Consider the following 24,964-nt stretch of genomic DNA (forward strand, 5'->3'; position numbering starts at 1 on the left):
CGCTCCAACCGCCGCCGTACTCCGACCACTTCATGAAGGGAAACCGGATCCTATGTCCGCGGAAGCTGTCACCCATCCGACCTACGGAAACTGGCGCAGGCCAAGGCGGCCGGGGCTCGGACCACTCGGACTCGTCGGCACCTTCGGGGCGTTCGGCGGCCTCATCGCCACGCTGCTGGCGTCACTGATCTCGCTGTACGCGGCGCTCGTCGTCCTCGTACCCGTCGTGCTGTTCCTGGTTCCGCTCACCATCCGCACCCAGGACGGCCGCAACATCTACCAGCTCATCACGCTGCGCATCGGCTGGTCGCGCCGGAAGGCGAAGGGCGCGCACCTGTACGTATCGGGGCCGCTGTCCGCCCGCCCCGGCGGCCGGTTCCGCCCGCCGGGCCTGCTGAACAAGGTCACGGCGACCGAGGGCAGGGACGCCTACGACCGGCCCTTCGGCGTCCTGCACCACCCGGTCCGCAACCTGTACACGATCGTCCTCGGCTGCGACCCGGACGGCGGTTCGCTCATCGACCCCGACCAGGTCGACGTGTGGGTGGCGCTGTGGGGCGAGTGGCTGGCCCGGCTGTCGCACGAACCCGGGCTGCGCGGCGCCTCCGTGATCGTGGAGACGGCCCCCGACCCGGGTACCCGGCTCGCCCACGAGGTGCTGCCCCGGATCCGCTCCGACGCCCCTCCGGCCGCGCGCGCGGTGATGGAGGAGGTCGTCGACCGCTATCCCAGCGCCTCCTCCGAGATGCACACCTACATCACGCTGACCTACGGCATCCCGGGCGGCCAGAGCCGCAAGAAGGACGACATCATCACGGATCTCGCGATCCGGATTCCCGGTCTGCTCAGCGGACTTGTCGCTGCGGGCGGCGGCGCCGCCTACCCGCTGTCGGCCGAGCGGATCGCCGAGGTCGTCCGGGTCGCCTACGATCCGGCCGTCGCCGCCGACGTACTCAACGCCCGTGCCACGCACGGCGGTACGGGTCTGGAGTGGGAGGACGCGGGACCTGCCGCGGCCGTCGAGACCGTGAACAGCTACCAGCACGACTCCGGTGTCTCCAGGACCTGGATGCTGACGCTGGCACCGCGCGGCACCATCCGCTCCTCGGTGATGCGGGGCATGCTGGAGGCGGCTCCCGGCACCCGCCGCAAGCGGGTCGCGCTGGTCTACCGGCCCATCGACCCGGCCACTTCGGCGCGGATCGTCGAAGCCGACCGGCGCAGCGCCCAGTTCATGGCGACGTCGGGCAAGGGCATGGTGCAGGCGCGCGCGGCCTCCGAGGTGCGCGCGGCCGAACAGACCGCGAACGAGGAGGCGTCGGGCGCGGGGCTCGTGGAGTTCTCGCTGATGCTCACCGTCACCGTCGACAACGCGGAGGAGCTGGCCGACGCGAGCGTCACCATCCGCAACCTGACGGCGGCCTCCCGGGTGCAGATGCGGCCCGCCGACCGGATGCAGGCGGCGGCGTTCACCTGCACCCTGCCCGCCGGGATCCTGCCGTGGGAGCAGACCCTCGTACCGCACGAACTGCAGGAGGCGTTGTGAGCCGGCGCGAACAGAAGCTGGCCGAGCGGGCGGACCGGCTGGCCGAGGAGCGGGCGAGCGAACTGCCGCCGGGGGTACTGCTCGAACCGGAGTCGCCCTGGGCGGAGAAGCCGGGACGGAAGAAGCCGGCATGGGCGCCGGCCGTCACGGGGCAGAGCCTCGATCAGGGCGGTGCGAAGAACGCAGCACAGGGCGGCAAGAAGGGCGGCAGGCAGAAGACACCGCCGCGCCCCAAGGAGCTGTACGTCCCGCCGCGCGGCTGGTACGGCGCGGGCGGCGGGCGCGTCGGCTACATGGACCCGCCCACGATGTGGCGCGCCACCACCGTGCAGGCCTGCGGCATGTGGCCGTTCGCCGCGGGCTCCGGCTCGCCGATGACCGGAGTGCCGCTGGGGCAGCACCTGTTCACCGGCGCGACCGTCTGCGGCGACCCGCTGAGCTGGTTCACCCGGGCCCGCTACATCTCCAACCCGTCGCTGTTCATGCTCGGCATGCCGGGCCTCGGCAAGTCGACGCTCATCAACCGGATGCTGATCGGGCTCGCGGCAACGGGCGTCGTACCGCTGGTCCTTGGCGACCTCAAGCCGGACTACGCCGACACCGTACGGGCGCTCGGCGGCCAGGTGATCTCCATCGGCCGCGGCCGGGGCGGCATCAACGTCCTCGACCCGGGCGCCATGGGCTCGGCGGCGGCGAAGATCGGCGGCGAGGCCGGCGAGGTGCTGAAGGCCGAGGCACACGGCCGGGTGCTGAACATGGTCGCGGCGCTCATCACCATCGTGCGCGGCCGGCCCATGGACGACCACGAGCAGTCCGTACTCTCCGCCGTTCTGCACCACTTGCGCGAACGCACCCTGCCAGGACACACCGTACTGCTGCCCGACGTGCTGCGGGTCCTCACCGAGGGTCCGCCCCGGGTGCGCGCCGTGACGCTCGACCGGGGGGACGACGCCCGCTACCGGGACGCTGTGGACCCGCTGCACCGCTCGCTGCTCGGCATCCTCGACGGCCCGCTCGGCGACACCTTCGCCTCCGAGACGTCGACCCATATCGACCCCGACGCGCCCGCCGTGTGCATCGACATCTCCGGAATCGGCGAGGCCGACACCCAGTTGACGGCGGCGGCGATGCTCGCCGCCTGGTCCGACGGGCTCGGTACGGTCGCGGCCTGCCACGCGCTGGCCGACGCCGGACTCGCGCCACGGCGCTGGTTCTTCACCGTGCTGGACGAGTTGTGGCGCCCGCTGCGCGCGGCCTCCGGCATCGTCGACCGTATCGACGCGCTCACCCGCCTCAACCGCTCGCTCGGTCTCGGCGACGCGAAGATCACCCACACCCTCAAGGACGCCGAGGCGCTCGGCACGGACGCCGACCGCGCCAAGGCGCGCGGCTTCGTCGAGCGCGCCGGGATGGTGGTGTGCGCGGGGCTGCCGAAGACCGAGATGGAGGATCTCGGCAAGGTCGTCGGGCTGTCCCGGCGCGAGATCGAACTCGTCTCGTCCTGGTCCTCGCCCCCCGGCTGGGGTGTCAACGGCGAGGACGAGGAACCGCCGGGCCGTGGCCGCTTCCTCATCAAGGTCGGTGGCCGCCCCGGCATCCCGATCAAGGTCGCCATCACCGACGCGGAGCGCCGGCTGCACAACACCAACACCCGCTGGACGCCCAACGAGCAGACGCTCGAAGAGGCCGTGGCCAAGGCCACCGGGCAGGTCCAGCGGGCCGCGCAGGAAGGGCCCCCGCCCTTCCCCGGCGGACCCGGCGCCCCCGGCGTCGAAGCGCCCGGGAGGTGGACCGCGTGAGCGGACAGCGCGGCGGCGATCTGCACGACCTGCTGCCCTGGGCCATCGTCGCGGTCGCCGGCACGGGCCTGCTGATGTTCACCGTCGCCTGGTCGGGCGGCACCATCGGGTCCGGGTTCTCCGGACACGGCTGGGACGCACCGCCGTTCGCCATGTCGACCATCTCCAGCCTGGTCTCCGACGGGCCGGCCGCGCTGTGGCCGACCACCCCGACCACCGCCGTCTACGCGGGCATCTTCGGCCTGCTGGCGGTCGTCGCGATCCCGATCGTGCTCGCCGTGATCCTGATCCTGGGCCGCAGCAACCGCCCCAAGGGCCTGGCGAACAGCCGCGATCTCGCGGCGATGTGCCCCAAGGGCATCGAGGCGCGCGCCCGCGAACTGCGGCCGACCCTCAAGGGCAGGCAGCGGCTCCACCCGGACGAGACGGGCAACCTCCTCGGCGAACTCGACCCCAAGGGGCCCGAGCTGCGCAGCAGTTACGAGGACGTGGAGCTGGACCTCATGGCGCCGCGCGCCGGCAAGTCGACCGGCATCGCCGTCCCGCGCGTGCTGCGCGCGCAGGGCGCCGTGCTGCTGACCTCCAACAAGTCCGACGTGTACGCCGTGACGCGCGCGGCGCGTGAAGAGGTGGGCGACGTCTGGACGTTCGACCCGCAGGGCATCGCGCACAGCCCGCGCGCCATGTGGTGGAACATGCTCGCCGAGTGCCACACCACCGAAGGTGCGCGCAGGCTCGCCGGGCACTTCGTGGCCTCCGTCAACGACGACACGGCGAAGAAGGACTTCTGGATCTCGGCCGCCCAGAACACCCTCACCGCGCTCTTTCTCGCGGCTGCGCGCAGCAACACCTCCGTCCAGGAACTCCTCGGCTGGCTCGCCGACCCCGCCGACCGCACCCCGGTCGACCTGCTCCGTGACAACGGACTCGTCGCGATGGCCGAGCAGTTGCAGGGCACGGTGCGGGGCGCCGTGGAGACCAGGGACGGCATTTTCGAGACGGCCCGGCAGACCGTCTCCTGCCTCCTCGACCCGGAGATCCTGGCCTGGGTCACGCCCGACCCCTCGCTGCCCGAGTTCCGCCCCGACCTGCATGTCCTGAGCGCGGACACGCTGTATCTGCTGTCCAAGGACGGCGGTGGCTCGGCGGCCGGTGTCATCGCGGGCCTCGCCGACACGACGATGCGGGCGGGTGTGGTCGCCGCCGAGCGCATGGGCGGCCGGCTCGACCCGCCGCTGACCGCGGTCCTCGACGAGGCGGCGAACGTGTGCCGCATCTCCGACCTGCCGGACCTGTACTCGCACTTCGGCTCGCGCGGCATCAACGTCGTGACGCTGCTGCAGAGTTACCGGCAGGGCGCCCGGGTCTGGGGCGACGTGGGCATGGACGCGCTGTGGAGCGCGGCGACCATCAAGCTGCTCGGCGCGGGCCTGGACGACGCCGACTTCGTACAGAAGATCTCCACGCTCGTGGGCCAGTACGACGTACGCACACCGACCATCTCGCGCAGCAAGGACGGCACGTCGCGCTCGTACTCGTACCGCCAGGAGTCCGTCCTGCCGCCCGACAAGATCCGGGCCCTGCCCAAGGGCACGGCGCTGCTCCTCGCGACCGGCGTCAAGCCGGCCCTGATCCGGCTGCGCCCCTGGTACAAGGAGCCCGGCGCGGGCGCGATCTCGGCGGCGGCGAAGGCGGAGACGGCGGCGATCACGGCGCGCGCGGCGGCGCGGTTGACGGGCGTGAGCCTCGGCAAACAGGCCCCTGGCCGGGTGTGACTCCCGGGCCGGGGGGTCCGTCGCGGGTCACGGTCACGCCGTCATGAGCACCCCGGCGCCGAACGCCAGCGTCGAGGACAGGAACCAGCCGAAGGCGGGCGACAGCAGATACCGCGCCGTCCACAGCCCGGCGGACGTCGGCTGGTTGCGCGCGTAGACGACCGGCACGCTGCGGCCCAGGCGCGGCAGCCCGCACCACGGGCCGCGCCTGCCCGGGTCGAAGACGAGGCTGCGCCCGAGGTGGTCGGCGAACATCACGAGCCCGCCGCGCCGCCGGTCGGCGGTGCCGCGCGCCGTCACGACACCCATCGCGCGCAGGCCCCGCAGCCACAGTCTCAGGGCCGAGATCACCGACCGTACGGCGAGCAGCAGAAAGCCGAGGCCGAACCCCGTGCACAGCGCCAGCAGCAGCAACTCCACTCCCACAACGACCCTTTCGTCCGCCGTACGGCCCTCTCGCGCACAACGGATGCCGTGCGCGCCCGGTTCACGCCGCCTTGAACCGCCCAACCCCACCGCCCGTTGTGCGTACGGGCCCCTCGGGCCCCTACCCCGATCGACGCGGACGAAGGGAGCTTCGGCCCAGATGAGACGGCCCCTGCGCGCGCACAGCTACCGGACGGCGGCTGCCGTCGTCCTGGCCTGCGCCTTGACCGTGACGACCCAGCAGGTCGCCCGTGCCGACCCCGCGACTCTCACCCAGGTACGTGCCCAACTGGACAGCCTTTATCACCAAGCGGAAGTCGCCACGGACAAGTTCAACGCCGCCGATGTGAAGGTGGCCAAGCAGAAGAAGCGGATCGACAAGCTCAACGCCCAGGTCAAGACGACCGAGGCGAAGCTGTCCGTGCTCAACGCGCAGGCGGCGGCGGTGGCCAGGGCCCAGTACCGGGGCGGCGGCCTGCCCGCGGAGATGCAGTTCGTGCTCGACGACGACCCCGCGACGGCCCTGGACAACGCGTCCTTGAACCGCAAGGCGCAGCAGGCCAGGCACAGCGTGCTGACCGCGCTCGGCACCACGCGCGAGGACCTGCGCCACCGCACCGACGACGCCTCCGACGAGCTGAAGGACCTGGAGGCGACCCGCCGCACGCAGAAGAACCAGCAGCACAAGATCGAGCAGCACATCAAGGCGGCGAAGAAGCTGGAGTCGCAGCTCGCGGCGGAGCAACTCCAGCGGCTCGCGGCGCTGGAGCGGCAGGACGAGGCCGACGCCCAGGCGAAGTGGGTGTCCACGGGCGTCCTCAAGAAGGTCGGCAAGAAGGGGACTTCGGCGGGTCGCAAGGCCGTCGCCTACGCCGCCCGGCAGATCGGCAAGCCGTACGTGTGGGGCGCCGAAGGCCCCAGTTCCTTCGACTGCTCGGGGCTCACCTCGCAGGCCTGGCTGGCGGCGGGCCACCCCATCCCCCGCACGTCGGAGGAGCAGTGGCGCCGGCTCAAGCACATCCCGGTCGACGAGATGCGTCCGGGGGACCTCATCATCTACTTCGCGGACGCCAGCCACGTCGCCATCTACGTGGGCGACGGCCAGATCATCCAGGCCCCGCGGCCGGGCCGTTGGGTGTACGAGTCGCCGGCCGCTTCGATGCCGATCCTGGGAGCGGTACGCCCGGACGCGTGACGCACGACGCTGCCGCCTGAGTCCCGTACGCCCGAAGTCGCCACCGACAGGAGGTCCCATGTCCACCCAGCCGCCGGAGCAGCCTCCCGAGCAGCCCGCGGTCCCCGGAGCGGAGGGGGGTGCGACGGCGAAGAAGCCTCTCTCCGCACCGCATTTCATCCTCTACATGGAAGGGCCCGCGTACGCGCATACGCTGCGTCAGCTCACGCTGTGGACCCATCATGTGCTGTTGCCGGTGTACGGCAGGGAGGTCACGTCCTCGGCCAGTTGGTGCTCCCGCTGGTGGGAACACGCCGAAGCCGTGGCCCAGTTGCACGGCCTGTGGCTCGCCTGGGGTCATCTGACCGGTCCTGGCTCCGACATGTCAGGACCTGCCAGTTGGCATCGCGACCATCTGTCACCGGTCATGAACACACTGCGGGACCCGCAAGGCCCCTTCGCCGGATGCAAGCCGGGTGCCCACCGGGCGAAGGAGGTTCCTCCCGTCGACGCGATGGATCCGTTCGCGCCGCCGCCGCCGCCACCACCGCCGCAGGAGCAGAAGCAGCCGAATTGGGAAAGACCGGCGACCGCGCAGCCGTCGAACTGACCTGTCCGCCCAGGGTGGAGGGGCGATGAACCGATGTCCCGGCGTACGCGTTGTGCTCGGTGAGCGGAGCCTTATCCGGTCGGCAGCGCCCGGATACGGCGCCGCCACAGGCTCCGTAGGGAGTAACCATCCAGCCCTAAGGAAGGGTGAAAATGGCAGGCTCAGAACACTCAGACGACAGTGGCAATTCCGCCGCGTCCACCATGTCCGTCATGTCGGTCCATATCGACCGCAACGGGAACATGCGCACCTCGTCCAGGCCCATACCTGACGACGCGCCCGAGCTTCCGGCCGGCACGCAGCAGGGAACGGCCGTGTACGACCAGAGCAGTCGTACGTACTTCGCGGGCGTGGGCGGCAAACTCAAGGCTTTCGCCGCGAACACGAGGGCCTGGGTCAGCAGGCACGACAAGAGGATCAAGAAGGCCGTGATCGACGTCGCTCCCCAGTTGGCGACGACGATCGGCGAGTCCGTCGGCGGGAAAGTGGGCGTCGGCTTCAAGGTGGTGGGAATCGCAGGTCAAGCCTATATGGGTGCCTCGGAACTCAACGCGGAGCGGAAGCGTGTCCAGGGCGGCGGCGTGCGCGACACGGCCCAGGAGGCGTTGAGCACCGGCCGGATCGTCTCCGCGGCAGCGAACGCCGCGGGCGCCATCGGCACCAATACGGCATCCGAATGGGCAGGCAAGGCAGGGAACTGGGTCGGCGGTGGTGTCACTGTCGGCGAGGCGACGCACCACTTCCACACGGAGGAACGGGAGCGGACGGCTGACGACCCCTCGTACGAGTTGCCGGTGTACGAGGGGATGGCTCACAACAACACGAACATCGGATACGGGCCGGGCGAGATGGTACCCGGATCGTTCCCGTCCTCACACGGCTCGACCAGCAACATGGGCTCGCAGGAGGACTGGCAGGAGCAGCCCACTTACGGCGCCGGTGCCGCCGCGCACGACCCGCGCTATGCGCAGCAGTCGCCGTACAGCGGTGGCTTCCAGGCACAGCAGTCGCCGTACGGTGGTGGCTTCCAGGCGCAGCAGTCGCCGTACGCCGGCTACAACTCGTCGCCGAATCCCTCGGTGTCGTCGTACGGGCCGGTCAGCTACTCGCCGGCCGGCGGTAACTCGGCCGCGAACTACCTTCCGCAGGGCAGTTACGCCCAAAGTACGCACAGCAGCGCGAGCATTCCGGCGGAAACCAGCGGACAGGGCGCGCAGCGGGAGAAGGCGAAGGGGAAGAAGGTCGTCCGCCGCTAGTCGGCGGCATCCGGCCGATGCACATCGCACCGGCCGGCTTGACCCCCAACGGCCGCGTCCCCCGGGCGCGGCCGTTGGGCCGGGACCATCGCCGACCGGTCGGGGAGGTACGCACATGTCCGCCATTCGTGCGTGGCGCTTGGCGCCGCACGGTCTGCTGGAGCGGCGCCGGTTCGCGTCGGACGCCGGCGGGTACGAGCCGCGTGCGGCGGCGTCCTGGCCGTACGTGAAGGAGGGGCGTCGTGGCGAACGCTGATTCGGTGGCGCTGGCGCGCAATCTGATCAGGACCGAGTACGGGCTGCGCGGCCGGCGGTTCGGCCGCCGGTCGCCCGCCAAGGAGGAGACCGCCTGGGCGCAGCTCGCAAGCGAGTTGAGCCGTCTGGTGGACCGGCTCAGGGGCCGATCGCGACCGCAGTCGGCGTCGATGTCGACGCCGTCGTCGGCGCAGGGCATGTCGGCCGAGCCGCAGCAGCCGCGGTTCGCCGACGGGCAGCCGGCGCTCGGCGGCAGGGCGGGTTTCGAGGAGGGGATCAGCCGGCTGCCGAAGCCGGAGCGCGAAGCCTTCGAGGACGCGGTCCTCGCGCAGATGAGGTCCGAGAAGCAGTGGCGCACGGCGTACGACAAGCGGCCGGCGAGCATGCCGTCCGTCGCGGAGTACGCCAACAACGCGTTCATGAGGGAGCTGCGGCGCGGCGCCCCCGAGGAGCCGCGGACCGGCCGGACCCGGGACGCCTCGACGCAGGCTTTCCAGAGCCCCGGGCAGGACGAGTTCATCGACGGCCGGAACTTCGTGGCGGCCGAGGACAGCAGCCGCCGGGCGAGAACAGCGCACGCCACCTCGATGCCGCGCAGGGACGAGCTGACCGACGGCCACACCTTCGTCGCGTCCGAGTACCGGCACTTGGACGGGGACCTGCTGGGAAGCGGCGCATCGGAATCCGAGTCCGTCTTCTCTCCGCTGAGTCCCGTATCGCCGCCCACCTCCCCCCAACCGCACACCAGGTCGATCGAGATCCCGCAGTCCCTGCTCGGCGGCGAGGGCCGGGCGATCGTCCGCGACGTGTACAACAGCGGCCCGCCCAGTCCCACGACGCGGCAAACCGACACACCGTCACCGGCCTTCCAGCCCAAGGCCGTTCGCACCAACTCCCAGGGCAGAGTGCGGAAGTGAGCACGACATCCGGCATCGGATGAACCAACCACCCCGCCCATCCGTCGTGCCTGCGCAAGCGAAATCTGATCAACCAACCCGCGTAAGCCCGATGGAGAGGCACGCTCTATGCGCAGACGCACATCATTTCTGCTGGCGCTGCTGCTGGTCATCGTCGGTGTGACAGGCACCGCCGTAGCGATCCAGACGCACCGCTCCGACAGCGGGAGCATCGCAGCGGCCGGTGCCGTCGCCGACCACACCATCACCCTGCAGAACAAGACAGACAGCCGTATCTGGGTCGGCAGCAGGGTCAACGCCGACGGCTCGGCCGAGCTGACCGGACTGCCGACGCTCGACCCCGGCCAGGCCGCCACCATCACCATCCCCGAGCGTGAGGGCGCCGGACACTGGCGCGGCACGTTCTTCGCCCGGCAGGGCTGCTCCGGTGACAACGGCAGCACGTTCCACTGCGCCGTCGGTGACTGCGGACCCTTCGTGGACCACTGCTCGCTCGGTGAACAGCCCGCGAGCCTCGCCGAGTTCAACTTCGACCCGGCCGACTCCCTGGCGCCCTGGTACGACGTCAGCTACGTCAACGCCGTATCGGCGCCCGTCACCATCACGCCCAACGACGTGGCACCACCCGCGAGCGGCGAGTGCGCCGTGGCGGGCTGCGCCGAGGACCTGCTGTCCGCCTGCCCGGCGGACAACCTGCAGAAGGACCCGGCCACGGGCAAGTCGCTGGTGTGCGTCAACCCGAACCGGGACGCCAAGACGCCGTACAGCGACATGATCAACCAGAAGTGCCCCACCGCGTACGCCTGGTCGAAGCAGGACGCCGAGCCGGGCAACAAGGTGATGTACCAGTGCACCAAGTGCAGTGGTCTGACCGTCTCGTTCGGGACCGGCAGCGCCCCGGCGCCCGCGCCCGTCGTCACCAACCCGCCGCCGCCAGGACCCGCCGCGCCCGTTTCGAACCGCAAGGGTGTCAGCCTCAACCCGGTCGACGGTGCCTCCCAGGCACTCGCCGACTCCGGTGCGTCCTGGTACTTCAACTGGGCCTCGTCCAGCGGCGCCGTCGCGAAGCCGAACGGTGTCGAGTTCGTCCCGATGATCTGGGGCCCCGGCTCGGTCACCGACGACGAACTGAACCACGCCCGCCAGGAGGGCACGGAGCTGCTCGGCTTCAACGAGCCCGACTCGGGCACGCAGGCCAACATGAGCCCCGAGCAGGCTCTGGACCTGTGGCCCCGGCTGCAGTCCACCGGTCTGCGCATGGGCGCTCCGGCGGTCGCCACCGGCGCCGATGTACCCGGCGGCTGGCTCGACCGCTTCATGACGGGAGCCGCGCAGCGCAATCTGCGCGTCGACTTCATTCCGGTGCACTGGTACGGGTCCGACTTCGGCCCGGACGCCGCCAACCAACTGCGCGGCTATCTCCAGGCCGTTCACGACCGCTACCACAAGCCGGTCTGGCTGACCGAATACGGTCTGATCGACTGGTCCCAGGGCGCGCCTCGCTATCCCAGCGAGCAGGAGCAGACCGACTTCATCAGGTCATCGACGGCGATGATGAACGGCCTTGACTTCATGGAGCGTTACGCGTGGTTCACGCTCTCCACCGTGACCAGCCCGACGGGTCTCTACAACGGCACCACACCCAACGCCAGCGGCCGCGCCTACCACGACGCGGGCTGACCTGGCCGTTGAACCGTTCCCACCTGCGATCCGTTGTTCGGGTGCAAGCTCGCCGTGGCCCGTTCCGGGGCCACGGCGAGCCGTGATCGGGGGAGATCCATGTCAGGCGGCCGGCTGAGGCGATGCGCCGCGTGCGCACGCTTCGGCGGGCCGGGCCACCGGTTCGGTGACCGGTTCGGCGGGCCCGGTGACCGGTTCGGTGACCGGTTCGGCCGGTCTCTCCGGCGTTCCGGCGTCCAGCCGGCCGAGCCGTTCGCGGACCTGTTCGGCGTCCGGATGGTTGAAGTCGACGAAGATCGCGAGGGCTTGGCGCCAGCTCACCCGGGCCGCCTCGGGCTGGTCGGCCTCCAGATGGACATCGCCGAGATGCCCCAGCGTATGGCCCTCGCCCCACCTGTTGCCGACGTCCCGGTGGGTGGCGAGCGCCTGCTGGTAGAACGCGACGGACTCGTCGTACCGGCCGAGCTTGCGGTGGATCGTGCCGAGGATGTCGAGCGCGACGCCCTCCACCCAGCGGTTGCCGCTGTCGCGCAGGATGGCCAGCGACTGCTCCATGCACTCCAGGGCCTCGTCGAACCTGCCGAGCCCCTGATAGGCGTCGCCCAGGTTGCTCAGCAGGATCCCCTCGCCCCACACGGTGCCCACGGCCCGCTCGACGACCAGTCCGCGACGGGTGTATTCGAGGGCCTTGGCGAGCTGCCCGGTCTGCAGGTAGACATCGCCCAGATTGGCCACGGCAGACCCGCGGCCGTCCGCGTCCCCCAGCTCCCGGTAGGCGATCATCGCCTGCCACAGATGGTCGATGGCCTCGTCGGGCCGGCCCGCGCTGCGCAGCGCCGCCGCCATGTCGGCGAGGGCCTGCGCCTCGCCCCAGCGGTGCTGGGCGGCGCGCGCGGCGGCGAGTCCGACGGCCGCGGTGTCGACCCAGTCGTGCAGATGGCTGCGGAGGTAGAAGAACCCCCACAGGACGGCGGGCAGCCGCCACGCGATGCCCGGATGCCCCGACGTGGCGGCCTGGTTGACCGCGGTGACCAGATTGGCCCGCTCGGTCTCGCACCAGTCCAGCGCCTGCTCGTGCGTGGTGAACTCCAGCGGGCGGCACGAGTCGGGCAGGGGTTCGAGGCGGATCCGGCGGCGGCGCGGTGTGATGTACGTGTACGCCGCGTCGGCGGTGTGCAGATACCAGGAGAGCAGCCGCTCGACGGCCCGCTCCCGCTCCCGCTGCTCCTCCTCCGCACCGACCCGCTCGGTGGCGTAGACCCGGAGCAGGTCGTGGAGTGTGTAGCGGCCGGGGAAGTGTTCCGTGAGCAGATGGGCCCGGGTCAACTCGCCCAGCAGGGCGCGCGTTTCGCGCAGGGTGAGCCCGGCGAGGGCGGCTGCGGCAGGCGAGGAGATGTCGGGTCCGGAGTGCAGGCCCAGCAGCCGGAACAGGCGCGCCGCCGGGTCCGACAGCGCCTTGTACGACCAGGAGAAGACGGCCCGTACGTCGGTGGTGAGGTCGTCGCCGCCCGCGAAGGCGTCGAGACTGCCGTTGCTGTCGCGCAGCTCCTCGGCGATGGCACTGAGCGGGAAGCCGGGGTACGCGGCGGCGTGGGCGGCGACGATGGCGAGCGCCAGCGGCAGCCGGGCGCAGTGCGAGATGATCTCGTCGGCCGCCTGCGGCTCGGCCGCCAGCCGTCCGGTGCCGAGGCGGCGGGCCAGCAGGTCGTGCGCCTCGCCGGGCGTCAGTTGGTCCAGCGTCAGCGGATGCGCGCCCTCACCGGCGATCAGTCCGGTGAGCTGGTTGCGGCTGGTGACGATGACCACGCAGCCGGGGGAGCCCGGCAGCAGCGGGCGTACCTGATCGGTGTCGCGCGCGTTGTCGAGGAGGACCAGCACCCGCCGCTGCGCGAGCATGCTGCGGTACAGCGCCGCCTGGGCCGCGAGACCCGCGGGGATGCGCATCGGGGGCACACCGAGCGCGTCGAGGAACGTACGGATGGCCTCTTCCGGTGTCACGACCGAGCCGGTGGGGTCGAAGCCACGGAGGTTGATGTAGAGCTGTCCGTCGGGGAAGCGGTCGGCGATCTCATGGGCCCAGTGCACGGCCAGGGTGGTTTTGCCGATGCCCGCCATGCCGCCGATCGCACTGATCACCACCGTCGCCGGTGCGTGCCCGTTCCTCGGCAACAGTGCCCGGGTCCTGTCGAGTTCGGTGTGTCTGCCCGCGAAGGTCGGCAGGTCCGCGGGGAGTTGTGCGGGTATGGCCTGCTGCGGGGCCGGCGGGGCGGCCGGCTCGTCCGGCGGGTTCGAGCGCTGCGGCGGACCGGGTACGAGAGAGGCGTCAGCGGCGAGTATGCGGTCGTGCATCTCCCGCAGCGCGGTGCCGGGTTCGATGCCCAGCTCGGCTATCAGGGTGCGCCGGGTGCTGCGGTACACGGCCAGAGCCTCCGCCTGTCTGCCGGACCGGTACAGCGCCAGCATCAGCAGTTGGCACTGCTGCTCCCGCAGGGGGTACTGGCCGGTCAGCGAGATCAGCTCGGCGATCACCTCTTCGTGGCGGCCGAGTTCGACGTCGACGTCCAGCCGGGCCTCCAGAGCGGTCAGCCGCTCCTCGCTCAGCCAGGAGCGCTCCGACTCGGCCATCGGGCCCGGCACTCCGGCGAGCGCGGGGCCCTGCCATCCGGCGAGCGCGGTGTGCAGCAGCTCCCCGGCCTCGGCCAGTTCACCGGCGGCGCGGAGCTTCTTCGCCTCCGTCACCTGCTGCTCGAACACGGCCAGATCCAGGACTTCTTCGGGGAACCTGGCGAGATATCCGTCGCCGACGGAGACGATCAGCCGCGGCGCGTCGGTCGCTTCCCTGCCGGCCTCCAGGACCTTGCGCAGTCGCGACACATACGTGCGCAGAACGGATACGGCCGCCGCCGGGCGCTCCTCGCCCCAGACGGCGTCGAGGAGTTCTTCGAGAGTGGCGGGTCGCCCTCTGCGTAACAGCAGTGCCACCAGCACCGCTCGCTGCTGGGGCGAGCCGAGGTCGAGTTCTCGTTCACCGCGCCACGCCCGGACCGGCCCCAGCACGGCGAAGCGTACGGAATTCGTATAGGCGTTCACATCGTGGACTCTACTGAGCAGGGAGAGCCTGTCGCACGGCCTTGACGGAATGTCTAGTTCCGTCCCTGATCACTGTTACCGGGCTGCCATGCTCCCGACATCTTCGGGTTCAACTGGCCTGGAATTGAACCGTCCTTGCGCGGTGTGCGTTGCGGTACGCAGGGTTCGCCGTGTGCGCACCCACCCGGAACGAGAGGGCCTCGCGGCCCTAGTCCCAAGGAAAGGGGTGCGTATGAGCGAGGGTGAAGAGACGGACGAGCCGAGCACAGGAGGCGACCGCTCCGTACCCGCGGCACCACAGCCGTTGCCCCACTTCGCCGTGGTCATCACCGGCGACGGCTCCGCCGCGATCGACGGCGAACCTGTGGAGGCGGCGGAGGGCGAGGCGGTCGACGCCGCGATCCTCGACACACTGCACCGCAACGCACGCGACCGGAACACGCCCGTGACGGCGGCCATCTCCGATCCCTCCGCGGGGTACGTGGCGTACGTCGAGGTCACCCCCGACGGTTCGAGCAGGCTGCTGGACCAGCAGGAGCCGCCGCAGGAGCCGCAGCAGGAGGAGCAGCCGGCACCCGCGGCGGCACCCGAAGTGGCATCTGCCGTGGCACCGGTACCGGCGCCGTTGCCCGTCGAGGACGACCTCGCGGACGACGATTTCGCCCCTGCCGACGATTTCGACCACGACCACGACCGCGATCACGCGCATGAGCGTGAGCATGAGGAAGAGGAGGACGAGGAGGAGGACGACCGGCACGAACTACCCCTGGCCGCCGGGGCAGGGGCCGCGTCGGCCGCCGGGCCGCCGCCGCAGATCATCCGCAGGAACGACTCCCGCCAGTCGGACGACGAGTACAAGTCGCCCGGCCTGCTCAACCGGCCCTTCTTCGTCGGGCCCGTGGCACTCCTCGTGGCCGCCCTCGTCATCATTCCGCTGGTGATGCTGGGCAGTGGCGGCGGGGACGAGAAGCAGAGCGCCCGGTCCAGCAGCGCGACGAGCGACATCCCCAGCAAGAAGCCGGCACCGACCCACTCCGTCAGCCCGGTCATCGTGTCGCCGCTGCCCAGCACTTCGGCCTCGCCTTCGGCCAAGCCGAAGCCGAAGCCCAAGCCCAAGCACAAGAAGACGGTCACGGAGAACGCGGGCGCCGGCGTCGTCACCATCACGGCGCGGCCCCCGCAGGCCACGGCGACCGTCACGGCGAAGCCGAAGCAGGACACCGCCGCCACGGCCGTGAACCGCCTTGCCAAGAACGACCCTTCGGGCCGGCACATCTGCTACCGCGCCTACGTGTCAGGACAGGGCTGGCAGAAGCCGGTGTGCGACGGCACCATGGCGGGCACCTCCGGCCGGAACCTGGCGATCAAGGCCATCAACATCGCGGTGCACGGCGTCGGTGGCTCGGCCGCCAACGCCTTTGTCCACAACCCCAAGTCGACCGACGGCAACGGCCAGTGGAAGACGCCCTGGGCGCCCGTCAGCGAGGGCAAGGACTTCTACATCGGCAGTTCGAAGCGGGGCGCGCCGAACATGTCGGGCTTCGCCATCAACGTCGGCAGTGGCCAGATCTGCCAGGTGGTTCGCCTCCACAACGCCGATTGGGGCGGCTTCGGTTGCGCCGACCCTCGGCCCAACTACATCTTCGGCGGCACGCTGCGCAACGACACGTACCTGGAAGCTGTGAAGTTCTCGGTCTAGTCCGCGGTGTGAGTGAAGGCCCTGTCCGGCGCGGAAGCCGGACAGGGCCTATGTCGTCCCGTCCGCCAACGCGACGACCTGAGCGCACAGTTCGGTCAGTGCCGGCTCGCGCAGCGCCGCCGCCCTCGCCAGACGGCTGATGTCCGCCGCCCAGTCCCCGGTGGCCCTGTCGTCCTCGCCGATCCGGGCGAAGCCCCGGTCCAGCAGGCCGCGCGCGTCGTCGGGCCTGCGGCGGCCCACCGCCTTGACCGCGCCGAGCGCGTTCGCGAGCGCGCTCGCCGGCCGGGACCACTCGCCCGCACCGGCCCGCGCCGCCGGGTTGTCCGCGTCGTAGTCCGCCTCGTCCGCGATCGACTCGGCCCGTACGGACAGGTCGAGCCGCCAGAACAGCGACACGTCGGCGAAGCGGACGAACAACAGGCGCCTGCGGTCCGAGTGGTGGAACTCCGGGTCGCTGCGTACGGCGGCGACCGGCTGTACGCGCGCCAGTGTCTCCGGCGCCGCGGTCACACTCGCCAGGAAGCGCGCGTCGGGCACGACCCACTCGACGTCGATGTCGCTGAACGCGTCGGCGGTGCCCGCCGCGAGCGAGCCGACCAGGGTCGCGCGCGAGCCGGGGCAGGCCGCCTCCAGCGCGCTCCGCACCGCCGCCGCCAGGGCCGCACGGTCCCTCCACACCACCATATCGATCCTCCCACCAGCCGTTCCCTGGCGCCGTGGCGGGATGTGGCCACGGCGCAAACCCGCCATCGACATCATCCCCGTGCCTCCCGCCGCTCTGGGAGTGTGGCGCCACCGCAGCACCAACAGCGCCCGGCCGTACGGCCTCTGTGCCGTTTTGCCGATTCACTTGGGGAGCAACATCGATGCGCCTGATATCGCGAACGGCCCTGGGGGCGGCGGCTGCCGCTGTTCTGGCCGTCACCGCGGTCGCGCCGTCCGTGGCCACACCACGGGCCGCGGCGAGCGGAGAGACCGGAAAGAGCAGCGGGACCGGAAAGGGCAGAGAGGCCGGCCGGACGGGCGAGAGACCCGTCGTCGGCAGTGCGGCGGCACAGCGCACGAGCGGGCAGACCCACACCGTCACCCTCATCACCGGCGACAAGGTACGGGTCAGCAAGGACAGTTCGGGCCGCGGCAGCGCCACGGTACTGCCGCGCGAGGACGGCACCCAGCCGCTCGTGCAGACCCGGCAGAGCGGTGACGACCTCTACGTCTACCCGGAGGGCGCCGCGGCCGCCATCGCGGCCGGCACGGTGGACGACGAACTCTTCAACGTCACCGGGCTGATCAGCCAGGGCTACGACGACGCGCACGCCACGTCGATCCCGCTGATCGCCACGTACGACACGACCGCCGGGTCCGTCGCACGTGAGCTGCCCGCGACCCCGCGTGGCGCCCGGCGCGGGGTCGTCCTCGACGCGATCGGCGGGGTGGCGCTCAAGGCCGACAAGACCAAGGCGGCCGACTTCTGGGCCGATGTCACCTCGCCCCGCGACCGGGCCGCCTCGCAGCTCAAGAAGGTGTGGCTGGACGGCCACGTCACCTCGCTGATGGATCAGTCGGCCAAGCAGATCAATGCCCCGCAGGCGTGGGCGGCCGGTTACGACGGCAAGGGAACGAAGGTCGCCGTGCTCGACACCGGCGCCGACCTCGAACACCCCGACCTTCAGGGCCGGGTCGCCGCGACCGAGAACTTCACCGACTCGGACACCGTCGAGGACCGGCAGGGCCACGGCACCCACACCGCCTCCACCGTGGGCGGCTCGGGCGCCGCAAGCAAGGGCAAGGAGAAGGGTGTCGCGCCCGGTACCGACCTGCTGATCGGCAAGGTGCTGAACGACAGCGGCTCGGGCCTCGAATCGTGGATCATCGCCGGTATGCAGTGGGCCGTCGACCAGAAGGCCGACGTCGTCTCCATGAGCCTCGGTGACCCCGGACTGCTCGACTGCACCGACCCGATGAGCCAGGCGACCGAGGAACTCGCCCACAGCAAGGACACGTTGTTCGTCATCGCGGCGGGCAACGCGGGCCCTGGCAACAACACCGTCTCCTCACCCGGCTGCGCCCCCAGCGTGCTGACCGTGGGCGCCGTCGACAGCGCCGACGCCACCGCCTCGTTCTCCAGCAGGGGCCCGGTCCTGGGCGCGCACACCCTCAAGCCCGAGATCGCGGCGCCGGGCGTCGACATCCTGGCCGCCAACATGGGCGGGCGCGGGGTGTACGCGTACCAGACCATGTCCGGTACGTCGATGGCCACCCCGCATGTCGCGGGCGCCGCGGCGATCCTCAAGGAGCGGCACCCCGACTGGAGTGCCCAGCAGCTCAAGGCGGCCCTGGTGTCGTCGGCGCGGACCGACATCCCCGGCGACGTACGGCAGACCGGCGGCGGCCGGCTCGACGTCAAGGCGGCGATCGGCCAGAGCGTCGTCGGGGCGCCCGCGATCCAGGGCGGCAGCTTCAACTGGCCGCAGGACAAGAGCGATCGGACCAGCGTCGACGTCCCGTACACCAACTTCACGCGTAAGCCAGTGAAGTTGACGCTCTCCGTCGAGCGGGTCACCGGCAACGACGGCACCACCGTCCGGTCCGCCGTCGCCAAGTTCGGCAAGAGCAGCGTCACCGTCCCGGCAGGCGCCACCGTCAAGGTGCCGCTCGCCGTCGACCCGGTGGCGCGGCTGGCGAACGGGCAGTACGGCGATGTCACCGGCCGGGTTCTGGCCACGGCCCCGGGCGGCGTCAGCGTCTCGACGCCGTTCGCGCTGTACGTGCAGCCGACGACCGTCACGCTGCGGGTCAAGCTCGTCGACCGCACCGGCAAGCCGGCCGCCGCCTCTTCGTCGCTCGACGTGATCGGCACGGACACCGCGACCGGGGAGAGCCGCTTCAACGAGGGCGCCACCGACCAGGTGTTCCACCTGCGCCCCGGCGCCTACTTCCTGTCCTCGTTCGTCGTCTCGCCCGACACCACCGACGCGACCGGGCAGCAGGTCGGCTCGGTCAGCTACCTCGGCCGCCCGCAGTTCGACCTGAAGCGGGACACCACGCTCGTCCTGGACGCCAGGAAGGCGCACCGGATCTCGGTGCGTACGGACCAGCCGAGCGAGGTGCGCACGACCACCCTCAACTTCGCCCGCAGTTGGGACAACCAGTGGCTGCACGCCGGCTCTGTGTCCGGCGGCCGGCTCGTCAAGGACTACTACGCGGACGTCCAGGACCCCACCGAGGACGGCGAGTTCGAGTTCGGCAGCTACTGGCGCGCGTACGCGCCGCAGTTCCAGAAGCTGGCGGCGGTCGGCGGCCCCGAGCTGCACCCGGTGACCGCGAGCGTCGGCTCGGACAACCTCGACGGTACGGGCCAGGCCCAGCTCGTGGACGCGGGCAAGGGCACCCCGGCCGAGCTGACCGCCGCCGGGGTACGGGGCAAGATCGCGCTCGTCGAGGTGCCGGACGACGGCACCGTCGGCGACGTGGGCACGGACGCACTGGCCGCCGGGGCGAAGGCGGTCGTCATGCACCGCCCCTCGGCCGGGCGCTGGCAGCCCGCGTACGGCTTCGCGGGCGGCCCGCTGCCGACCGTCGCCGTCGAGGCGGCGGAAGCGAAGGCGCTCGAAGCGAAGCTGGCCGCAGGCCCGGTGACGCTGCGCTGGAAGGCGACGGCCGTGAGCCCGTACGTCTACAACCTGGGCTTCCCCGAGGACGGCACGATCGGCTCCGACCGTACGTACCACGTACGCGACGGCCAGCTCGGCCGCAACGACTCCACCTACCACTCCATGGGCGTGGCGGCCGACTTCATCGACGGCGTCGGCGCGTACCGTCCGTCCGGCAGCGGACCGATCAGCATCTCGGGCATCGACCTGGTCGCCATGCCGTCGACCCGCGCCGAGTACTACACGGGCTCCGGCACCACCTGGGACCACTTCGTCTCGTCCAGCTTCCCGTTCGGCGAGTACATGATGTCCCCGGCCAGGGCCTACCAGCCCGGCAAGACGGTCAAGGAGAGCTGGTACGACGGCGTGGTCGGTCCGGGCGCGGGTGTCGACGCGACCGGTGCGCCCGCGCTCGCCGCCGAACGCCAGGGAAACCAGCTCGGGTTCGCCCCCGCCATGTGGTCCGACACCGAACACACCGCCCAGCCGGGCGCGTTCGGCGACGTGGGATCGCTGCTGCTGCGCCGCAACGGCGAGGACTTCGACAGCAGCAGTTTCCCGTACGGGGTGTTCACCGTCCCTGCGGACGACGCCTCGTACGAACTCATCAGCAGCAACACCAAGTTCGCCTCGTCGTCGCCCAGTTGGCAGCGGTCGACCGATGTGGTCACCCGCTGGACGTTCCGCTCGCACCTGGACGACAACGCCTTCTCGCAGGGGATCCCGCTGCTCTTCCCGCAGTACGACCTCCCCGCCGACCCGGCGAAGACGCTCCCGGCCAAGGACGGCCTGCGGATCGGCCTCTCGGTCACCGGGCACGCGGGCTACACGCCGGCCGCCGTGGTGTCGGCCGAGCTGTCGTACTCGTACGACGGCGGTACGACCTGGACGGCCGCCGAGGTCGACCGGCGGAAGGGTGCCTGGACGGCGACGGTGAACCACGCCGGAGCCGACAGCAAGGCGAAGGTCACGCTGCGGACCACCCTGGCCGACGCCAACGGCAACAAGGTCAGCCAGACGGTCACCGACGCGTACGGCCTGCGGTAGCCGCGTACGGCCTCCGGTAGGGGCTGTCGCGCCACCTACGCCGCCCCGCTCCCGGGACTCCGCGATGTCTCCGGGACCGGGGCGGTCCCCTGCCCTCGGAACCGTCCGGTGGAAGCGTCCGACGGAACCGCCCGGCCCTCCGGCTCAGTTGCCCTTCGTGTACGTCAGCGCCTCTCCCGTGGCCGTCACGCGCTGGAGGTCGCCGTTGCCGAGGATCGTCAGCGTCGTGGGCGTACCGGGCGTGCACGACGACATCGGCTCGCCCTTGGTGACCGTCGAAGGGCCGATCTGGAGGGGAGCGTCCGAGGCCGGGGCGGCGGAGAGCGGCGCCTGGAAGACGCAGTGGTACGAACCGCCGCCCTCCGTCGGCCCGTCCGCCGTGAGGGTGAGCACGGTGTCGCCCACCTTGCCCTGCTCGATGGTGAGTTGACGGGTGCTGAAGCCGGTCGGGGTGTTGACCCCACCCTTCCAGCTCCCCACGAACTCCGTCGGTACGTCACCGTCCTTGGGAGACGCCGAGTCCGAGGGGGACGGCGAGGACGCCGAAGGGGCGGGGGAGTCCTCCGCCGACTGCTTCGGGTCGGCCGAAGCGGCCACGGTGGTGTCCTTGTCGTCCTTCGCGCTGCCGCTGCCCATGAACGCGTACACGGACCCGCCGGCCCCGAGCGCGACGACGAGGGCAACGGCGATCAGCACGACGGTACTTCGGGTGCTGCGCCGCTCCGGCTCGGGCTCGGGCAGCGGCGCCTGCGTCTGGCCGTACGGCGGCGGTGGCGGGATCGTGCCGTACGCGGGCGGCGGAGGCGTCTGCCCGTAGCCCGACTGCGGGTAGCCGTAGGCGGGGCCAGGACCCGGGCCCGCCTGGGGGTAGCCGTAGCCGTACGGCGGGGGAGGGGCGATCGGCCCGAACTCCGCTGCGGGAGCGGGCTTCTGCGCGGGCGCGGGCGTGGATGCGGATGCGGGCGCGGGTGCCGGCGCCTGTACGGGGATGACCGTCGTGGAGTCGTCCTCCGCCGGTCCCGCCGCCGAAGGCGACGACGCGGCGGCCGAGGGGGAGCCGGGGGACGCGGGAGGCGCGGGAAGCACGGGGACGGGCACCTCGTCCGCCCGGGGACCCGGCGGGGTCGCCGCTGCCTCGATCGCGCCGAGCGCGAGCGCGGGCGCGGGCGCGGACGCCTGCGCCGGCCCGGCCAGGCTCTTCGGCCGGCGCGCGTACGACGTCGGGTCCTCGTACTCCAGCAACTCCACCGCGTGCTGGCCCAGTTGGGCCAGGAGCGCGCCCGGCAGCCACGGTTCGCCGCCGGGCCCCGATCCGGAGTCCTCGGCCTCGCCCACCCGGGCCAGGATGTCCCGCGTGGTCGGCCGCGCCGCCGGGTCCTTCTGGAGGCAGGCCCTGACCACCGCCCCGAGGCCCTCGGGGAGTTGGGACGTCTCCGGCTCCTCCTGGGCGATCCGGAACATCAGCGCGTGCGGGCTGCTGTCGGCGGCGCCGAACGCGAGGCGGCCCGTGGCCGCGTAGGCGAGGACGGAGCCGAGCGAGAACACGTCGCTGGCGGCCGTCAGCCGGTCCCCGCGCACCTGTTCGGGCGACATGAAGCCGGGAGAGCCCACCGTCGCGCCCGTCAGGGTCAGCCCGGTCGTCGTGGTGGACTCCAGGGCCCTGGCTATCCCGAAGTCGATGACGCGCGGCCCGTCGATCGTCACCATCACGTTGGACGGCTTCAGATCGCGGTGGATGAGCCCGGCCGCGTGGATGTCCTGGAGGGCGTGCGCGAGACCTGAGGCGAGTATGCGCACGGACCGCTCGGGCAGCGGCCCGTGGGTGCCGGCCCCGGGGCCCAGCGCACCCGGCCTGCGCGTACCGACGACCGACTGGAGCGAGGGCCCGGCGACGTACCCCGTCGCGAGCCACGGCACCTCGGCCTCCGTGTCGGCGTCCAGCACGGGAGCCGTCCAGGACCCGCCGACCCGCCGCGCCGACGCCACTTCCTGCCGGAACCGGGCGCGGAACGTCTCCTGTTCGGCCAGCTCCCGCCGTACGAGCTTGACGGCGGCCGTCCGGCCCCTGTCGGAGCGCGCCAGGAAGACCTGGCCCATGCCGCCGGCGCCCAGCCGTGCCAGCAGCGTGTAGGCGCCGATGGTCTGTGGATCTTCCGCTGCCAGCTTCTCCATGGCCGAGTGGCCCTCCCGTACCCCGATGTGTCCGACCCGCGAACCCGTAACCGACCCGCGAATCCGTACCGATCCGCGAACCCGCAACCGACCCGCGAACCCGCAACCGACCCGCGGATCCGAACCGGCTTTGTTAGCGAGGAGACTGCCATGTCCCGGGCGCCGGTTCCCCAGGGGCCGTACCGCAAGCCCCGGACCAGCGGTCCTGCGCCCCGCCGCACGCTACCCGGGCCGGGGCGGAGTTCTCGCGCACTCGACGAAATCCGTACGACACCCTGCCCAGGAAAGTGGCGCAGTCCATACAGGTTGGCTGTACCGCCCCCGCCTGCGCGTTCCTACCCTTGGCGGCCATGACCCCTCATGTCGCCCGTGACCCGCAGACCGGCGCTCCCGACCCGCAGACCGGCGCCGCCGTCAAGGCCGCCGACCGCGCGCACGTGTTCCACTCCTGGTCGGCGCAGGAGCTGATCGATCCGCTCGCTGTCGCAGGCGCCGAGGGGTCGTACTTCTGGGACTACGACGGCAACCGCTACCTCGACTTCGCCAGCGGTCTCGTCTTCACCAACATCGGCTACCAGCACCCGAAGGTCGTCGCCGCGATCCAGCGGCAGGCGGCCGAGCTGGTCACCTTCGCGCCCGCCTTCGCCGTCGAGGCGCGCTCCGAGGCGGCCCGGCTCATCGCCGCGCACACCCCCGGCGACCTCGACAAGATCTTCTTCACCAACGGCGGCGCCGAGGCCGTCGAGAACGCCGTCCGGATGGCGCGGGTGCACACAGGACGCCCCAAGGTGCTCTCCGCGTACCGCTCGTACCACGGCTCGACGTCCACCGCGATCAATCTGACCGGCGACCCGCGCCGCTGGGCGTCCGACACCGGCTCGGCGGGCGTGGTGCGCTTCTGGGCGCCGTTCCTCTACCGCTCGCCCTTCTACGCCTCGACGGAGGCGGAGGAGTGCGCACGCGCGCTGGAGCACCTGGAGTCGACCATCGCGTACGAGGGCCCGGCCACCGTCGCGGCGATCGTCCTGGAGACGATCCCCGGCACGGCCGGTGTCATGACCCCGCCGCCCGGCTATCTCGCGGGCGTACGGGAGCTGTGCGACCGGTACGGGATCGTCTTCGTCCTGGACGAGGTGATGGCCGGGTTCGGCCGTACGGGCAAGTGGTTCGCCGCCGACCACTTCGACGTCGTACCGGATCTGCTGACCTTCGCCAAGGGCGTCAACTCCGGCTATGTGCCGCTGGGCGGAGTCGCGATCTCCGCCGAGATCGCCGACACCTTCGCGACCCGCCCGTACCCCGGCGGACTGACGTATTCCGGCCATCCGCTGGCCTGCGCCGCCGCCGTCGCCACGATCCGGGTGATGGAGGACGAGAAGATCGTCGAGAACGCGGCGCACATCGGCGAGACCGTGCTCGGCCCCGGCCTGCGCGAGCTGGCCGAGCGCCATCCCTCGGTGGGCGAGGTGCGCGGTACGGGCGTGTTCTGGGCGCTGGACCTGGTGCGCGACCGGGAGACGCGCGAGCCGCTGGTGCCGTACAACGCGACGGGCGAGGCGAACGCGCCGATGGCCGCCTTCGCCGCCGCGTGCAAGAAGGGCGGTCTGTGGCCCTTCGTGAACATGAACCGTACGCACGCCGTGCCGCCCTGCAACATCACCGAGGCGGAGGTGAAGGAGGGCCTCGCGGTCCTGGACGCGGCGCTGACGGTGGCCGAAGGACACACCGCGTGACGGCCCGAACGCGTCCGGTGCCGGGGGCCGTCCCGCGGCTCGTACCGCCGTGTCCTGGGGAGCCCGGTCATGCGGCTACCAGGTCGTAAGGTGTGCGGAGCCGGGTGCCCGGAGCCGTTACGAGGGGACGCA

16 protein-coding genes are annotated in these 24,964 nt (G+C 71.4%); 12 read left to right on the top strand and 4 right to left on the bottom strand.

The genetic code is table 11. From position 1 onward, the window contains the following. The first annotated feature begins 52 nt into the window (after nt 1-52). From ACZ63I_RS02085 to ACZ63I_RS02095, 3 genes are read left to right on the top strand one after another with little or no spacing between them, the layout of a single operon-like run. Entirely contained in the window at nt 53-1,546 is a 1,494-nt protein-coding gene (locus ACZ63I_RS02085) for an SCO6880 family protein (RefSeq protein WP_469334464.1), read from the top strand. Then, complete coding sequence (locus tag ACZ63I_RS02090) at nt 1,543-3,345, top strand: ATP/GTP-binding protein (RefSeq protein WP_469334466.1); 1,803 nt, start codon at nt 1,543-1,545, stop codon at nt 3,343-3,345. Before ACZ63I_RS02085 ends, ACZ63I_RS02090 begins: the two co-directional genes overlap by 4 nt. Further along, nucleotides 3,333-5,120: a type IV secretory system conjugative DNA transfer family protein gene (locus tag ACZ63I_RS02095; RefSeq protein ID WP_469334468.1), complete on the top strand. Its 1,788-nt coding sequence runs from the start codon at nt 3,333-3,335 to the stop codon at nt 5,118-5,120. Before ACZ63I_RS02090 ends, ACZ63I_RS02095 begins: the two co-directional genes overlap by 13 nt. Nucleotides 5,121-5,153: 33 nt before the next feature. Here the strand turns inward: ACZ63I_RS02095 and ACZ63I_RS02100 are convergent, their stop codons facing one another. Next, on the bottom strand, nt 5,154-5,546 hold the full coding sequence (locus ACZ63I_RS02100; RefSeq protein WP_469334470.1) for a hypothetical protein: 393 nt from the start codon (nt 5,544-5,546) through the stop codon (nt 5,154-5,156). 160 nt (nt 5,547-5,706) lie between these two features. Between ACZ63I_RS02100 and ACZ63I_RS02105 the strand changes: the two genes are divergently transcribed. The 6 genes from ACZ63I_RS02105 (at nt 5,707) to ACZ63I_RS02130 (ending at nt 11,438) form a co-directional block, all read left to right on the top strand. Continuing rightward, nucleotides 5,707-6,741, top strand: coding sequence for a C40 family peptidase (locus ACZ63I_RS02105; protein ID WP_469334471.1), 1,035 nt, complete (start codon nt 5,707-5,709; stop codon nt 6,739-6,741). Between the two features lie 58 nt (nt 6,742-6,799). Next, complete coding sequence (locus ACZ63I_RS02110; RefSeq protein ID WP_469334473.1) at nt 6,800-7,330, top strand: DUF4913 domain-containing protein; 531 nt, start codon at nt 6,800-6,802, stop codon at nt 7,328-7,330. A 212-nt stretch (nt 7,331-7,542) separates the two neighbouring features. Beyond that, nucleotides 7,543-8,586 (top strand): hypothetical protein, encoded by a 1,044-nt coding sequence (locus ACZ63I_RS02115; protein ID WP_469334475.1) that lies wholly within the window; start codon nt 7,543-7,545, stop codon nt 8,584-8,586. Between the two features lie 115 nt (nt 8,587-8,701). Next, complete coding sequence (locus ACZ63I_RS02120; RefSeq protein ID WP_469334477.1) at nt 8,702-8,842, top strand: hypothetical protein; 141 nt, start codon at nt 8,702-8,704, stop codon at nt 8,840-8,842. Further along, the gene (locus ACZ63I_RS02125) at nt 8,829-9,758 is read left to right on the top strand and encodes a hypothetical protein (RefSeq protein ID WP_469334479.1); all 930 of its coding nucleotides are present in this window, start codon (nt 8,829-8,831) and stop codon (nt 9,756-9,758) included. The genes ACZ63I_RS02120 and ACZ63I_RS02125 overlap by 14 nt, the downstream gene beginning before the upstream one ends. A gap of 108 nt (nt 9,759-9,866) precedes the next feature. Beyond that, nucleotides 9,867-11,438 (top strand): glycosyl hydrolase, encoded by a 1,572-nt coding sequence (locus tag ACZ63I_RS02130; protein ID WP_469334481.1) that lies wholly within the window; start codon nt 9,867-9,869, stop codon nt 11,436-11,438. A 102-nt stretch (nt 11,439-11,540) separates the two neighbouring features. Here ACZ63I_RS02130 and ACZ63I_RS02135 read toward each other — a convergent pair whose 3' ends face one another. Then, nucleotides 11,541-14,528, bottom strand: coding sequence for an AfsR/SARP family transcriptional regulator (locus tag ACZ63I_RS02135; protein ID WP_469334483.1), 2,988 nt, complete (start codon nt 14,526-14,528; stop codon nt 11,541-11,543). 232 nt (nt 14,529-14,760) lie between these two features. On the opposite strand from ACZ63I_RS02135, the gene ACZ63I_RS02140 reads away from it, so the two are divergent. Then, a complete protein-coding gene (locus ACZ63I_RS02140) occupies nt 14,761-16,227 on the top strand; it encodes a hypothetical protein (protein ID WP_469334485.1) in 1,467 nt (488 codons plus the stop codon). 48 nt (nt 16,228-16,275) lie between these two features. On the opposite strand, the gene ACZ63I_RS02145 is transcribed toward ACZ63I_RS02140, so the two are convergent. Then, complete coding sequence (locus tag ACZ63I_RS02145) at nt 16,276-16,911, bottom strand: hypothetical protein (protein WP_469334487.1); 636 nt, start codon at nt 16,909-16,911, stop codon at nt 16,276-16,278. A 182-nt stretch (nt 16,912-17,093) separates the two neighbouring features. On the opposite strand from ACZ63I_RS02145, the gene ACZ63I_RS02150 reads away from it, so the two are divergent. Then, nucleotides 17,094-20,927 carry a S8 family peptidase gene (locus ACZ63I_RS02150; protein ID WP_469334489.1) on the top strand — a complete coding sequence of 1,278 codons (3,834 nt, stop codon included), beginning with the start codon at nt 17,094-17,096 and terminating at the stop codon, nt 20,925-20,927. 144 nt (nt 20,928-21,071) lie between these two features. Here the strand turns inward: ACZ63I_RS02150 and ACZ63I_RS02155 are convergent, their stop codons facing one another. Further along, on the bottom strand, nt 21,072-23,099 hold the full coding sequence (locus ACZ63I_RS02155; protein WP_469334491.1) for a serine/threonine-protein kinase: 2,028 nt from the start codon (nt 23,097-23,099) through the stop codon (nt 21,072-21,074). A gap of 350 nt (nt 23,100-23,449) precedes the next feature. Here ACZ63I_RS02155 and ACZ63I_RS02160 point away from each other — a divergent pair, with 350 nt between their 5' ends. Further along, complete coding sequence (locus ACZ63I_RS02160; protein WP_469334493.1) at nt 23,450-24,832, top strand: aminotransferase class III-fold pyridoxal phosphate-dependent enzyme; 1,383 nt, start codon at nt 23,450-23,452, stop codon at nt 24,830-24,832. Nucleotides 24,833-24,964 lie beyond the last annotated feature (132 nt).

The organism is Streptomyces sp. NPDC087906 (assembly GCF_055584925.1).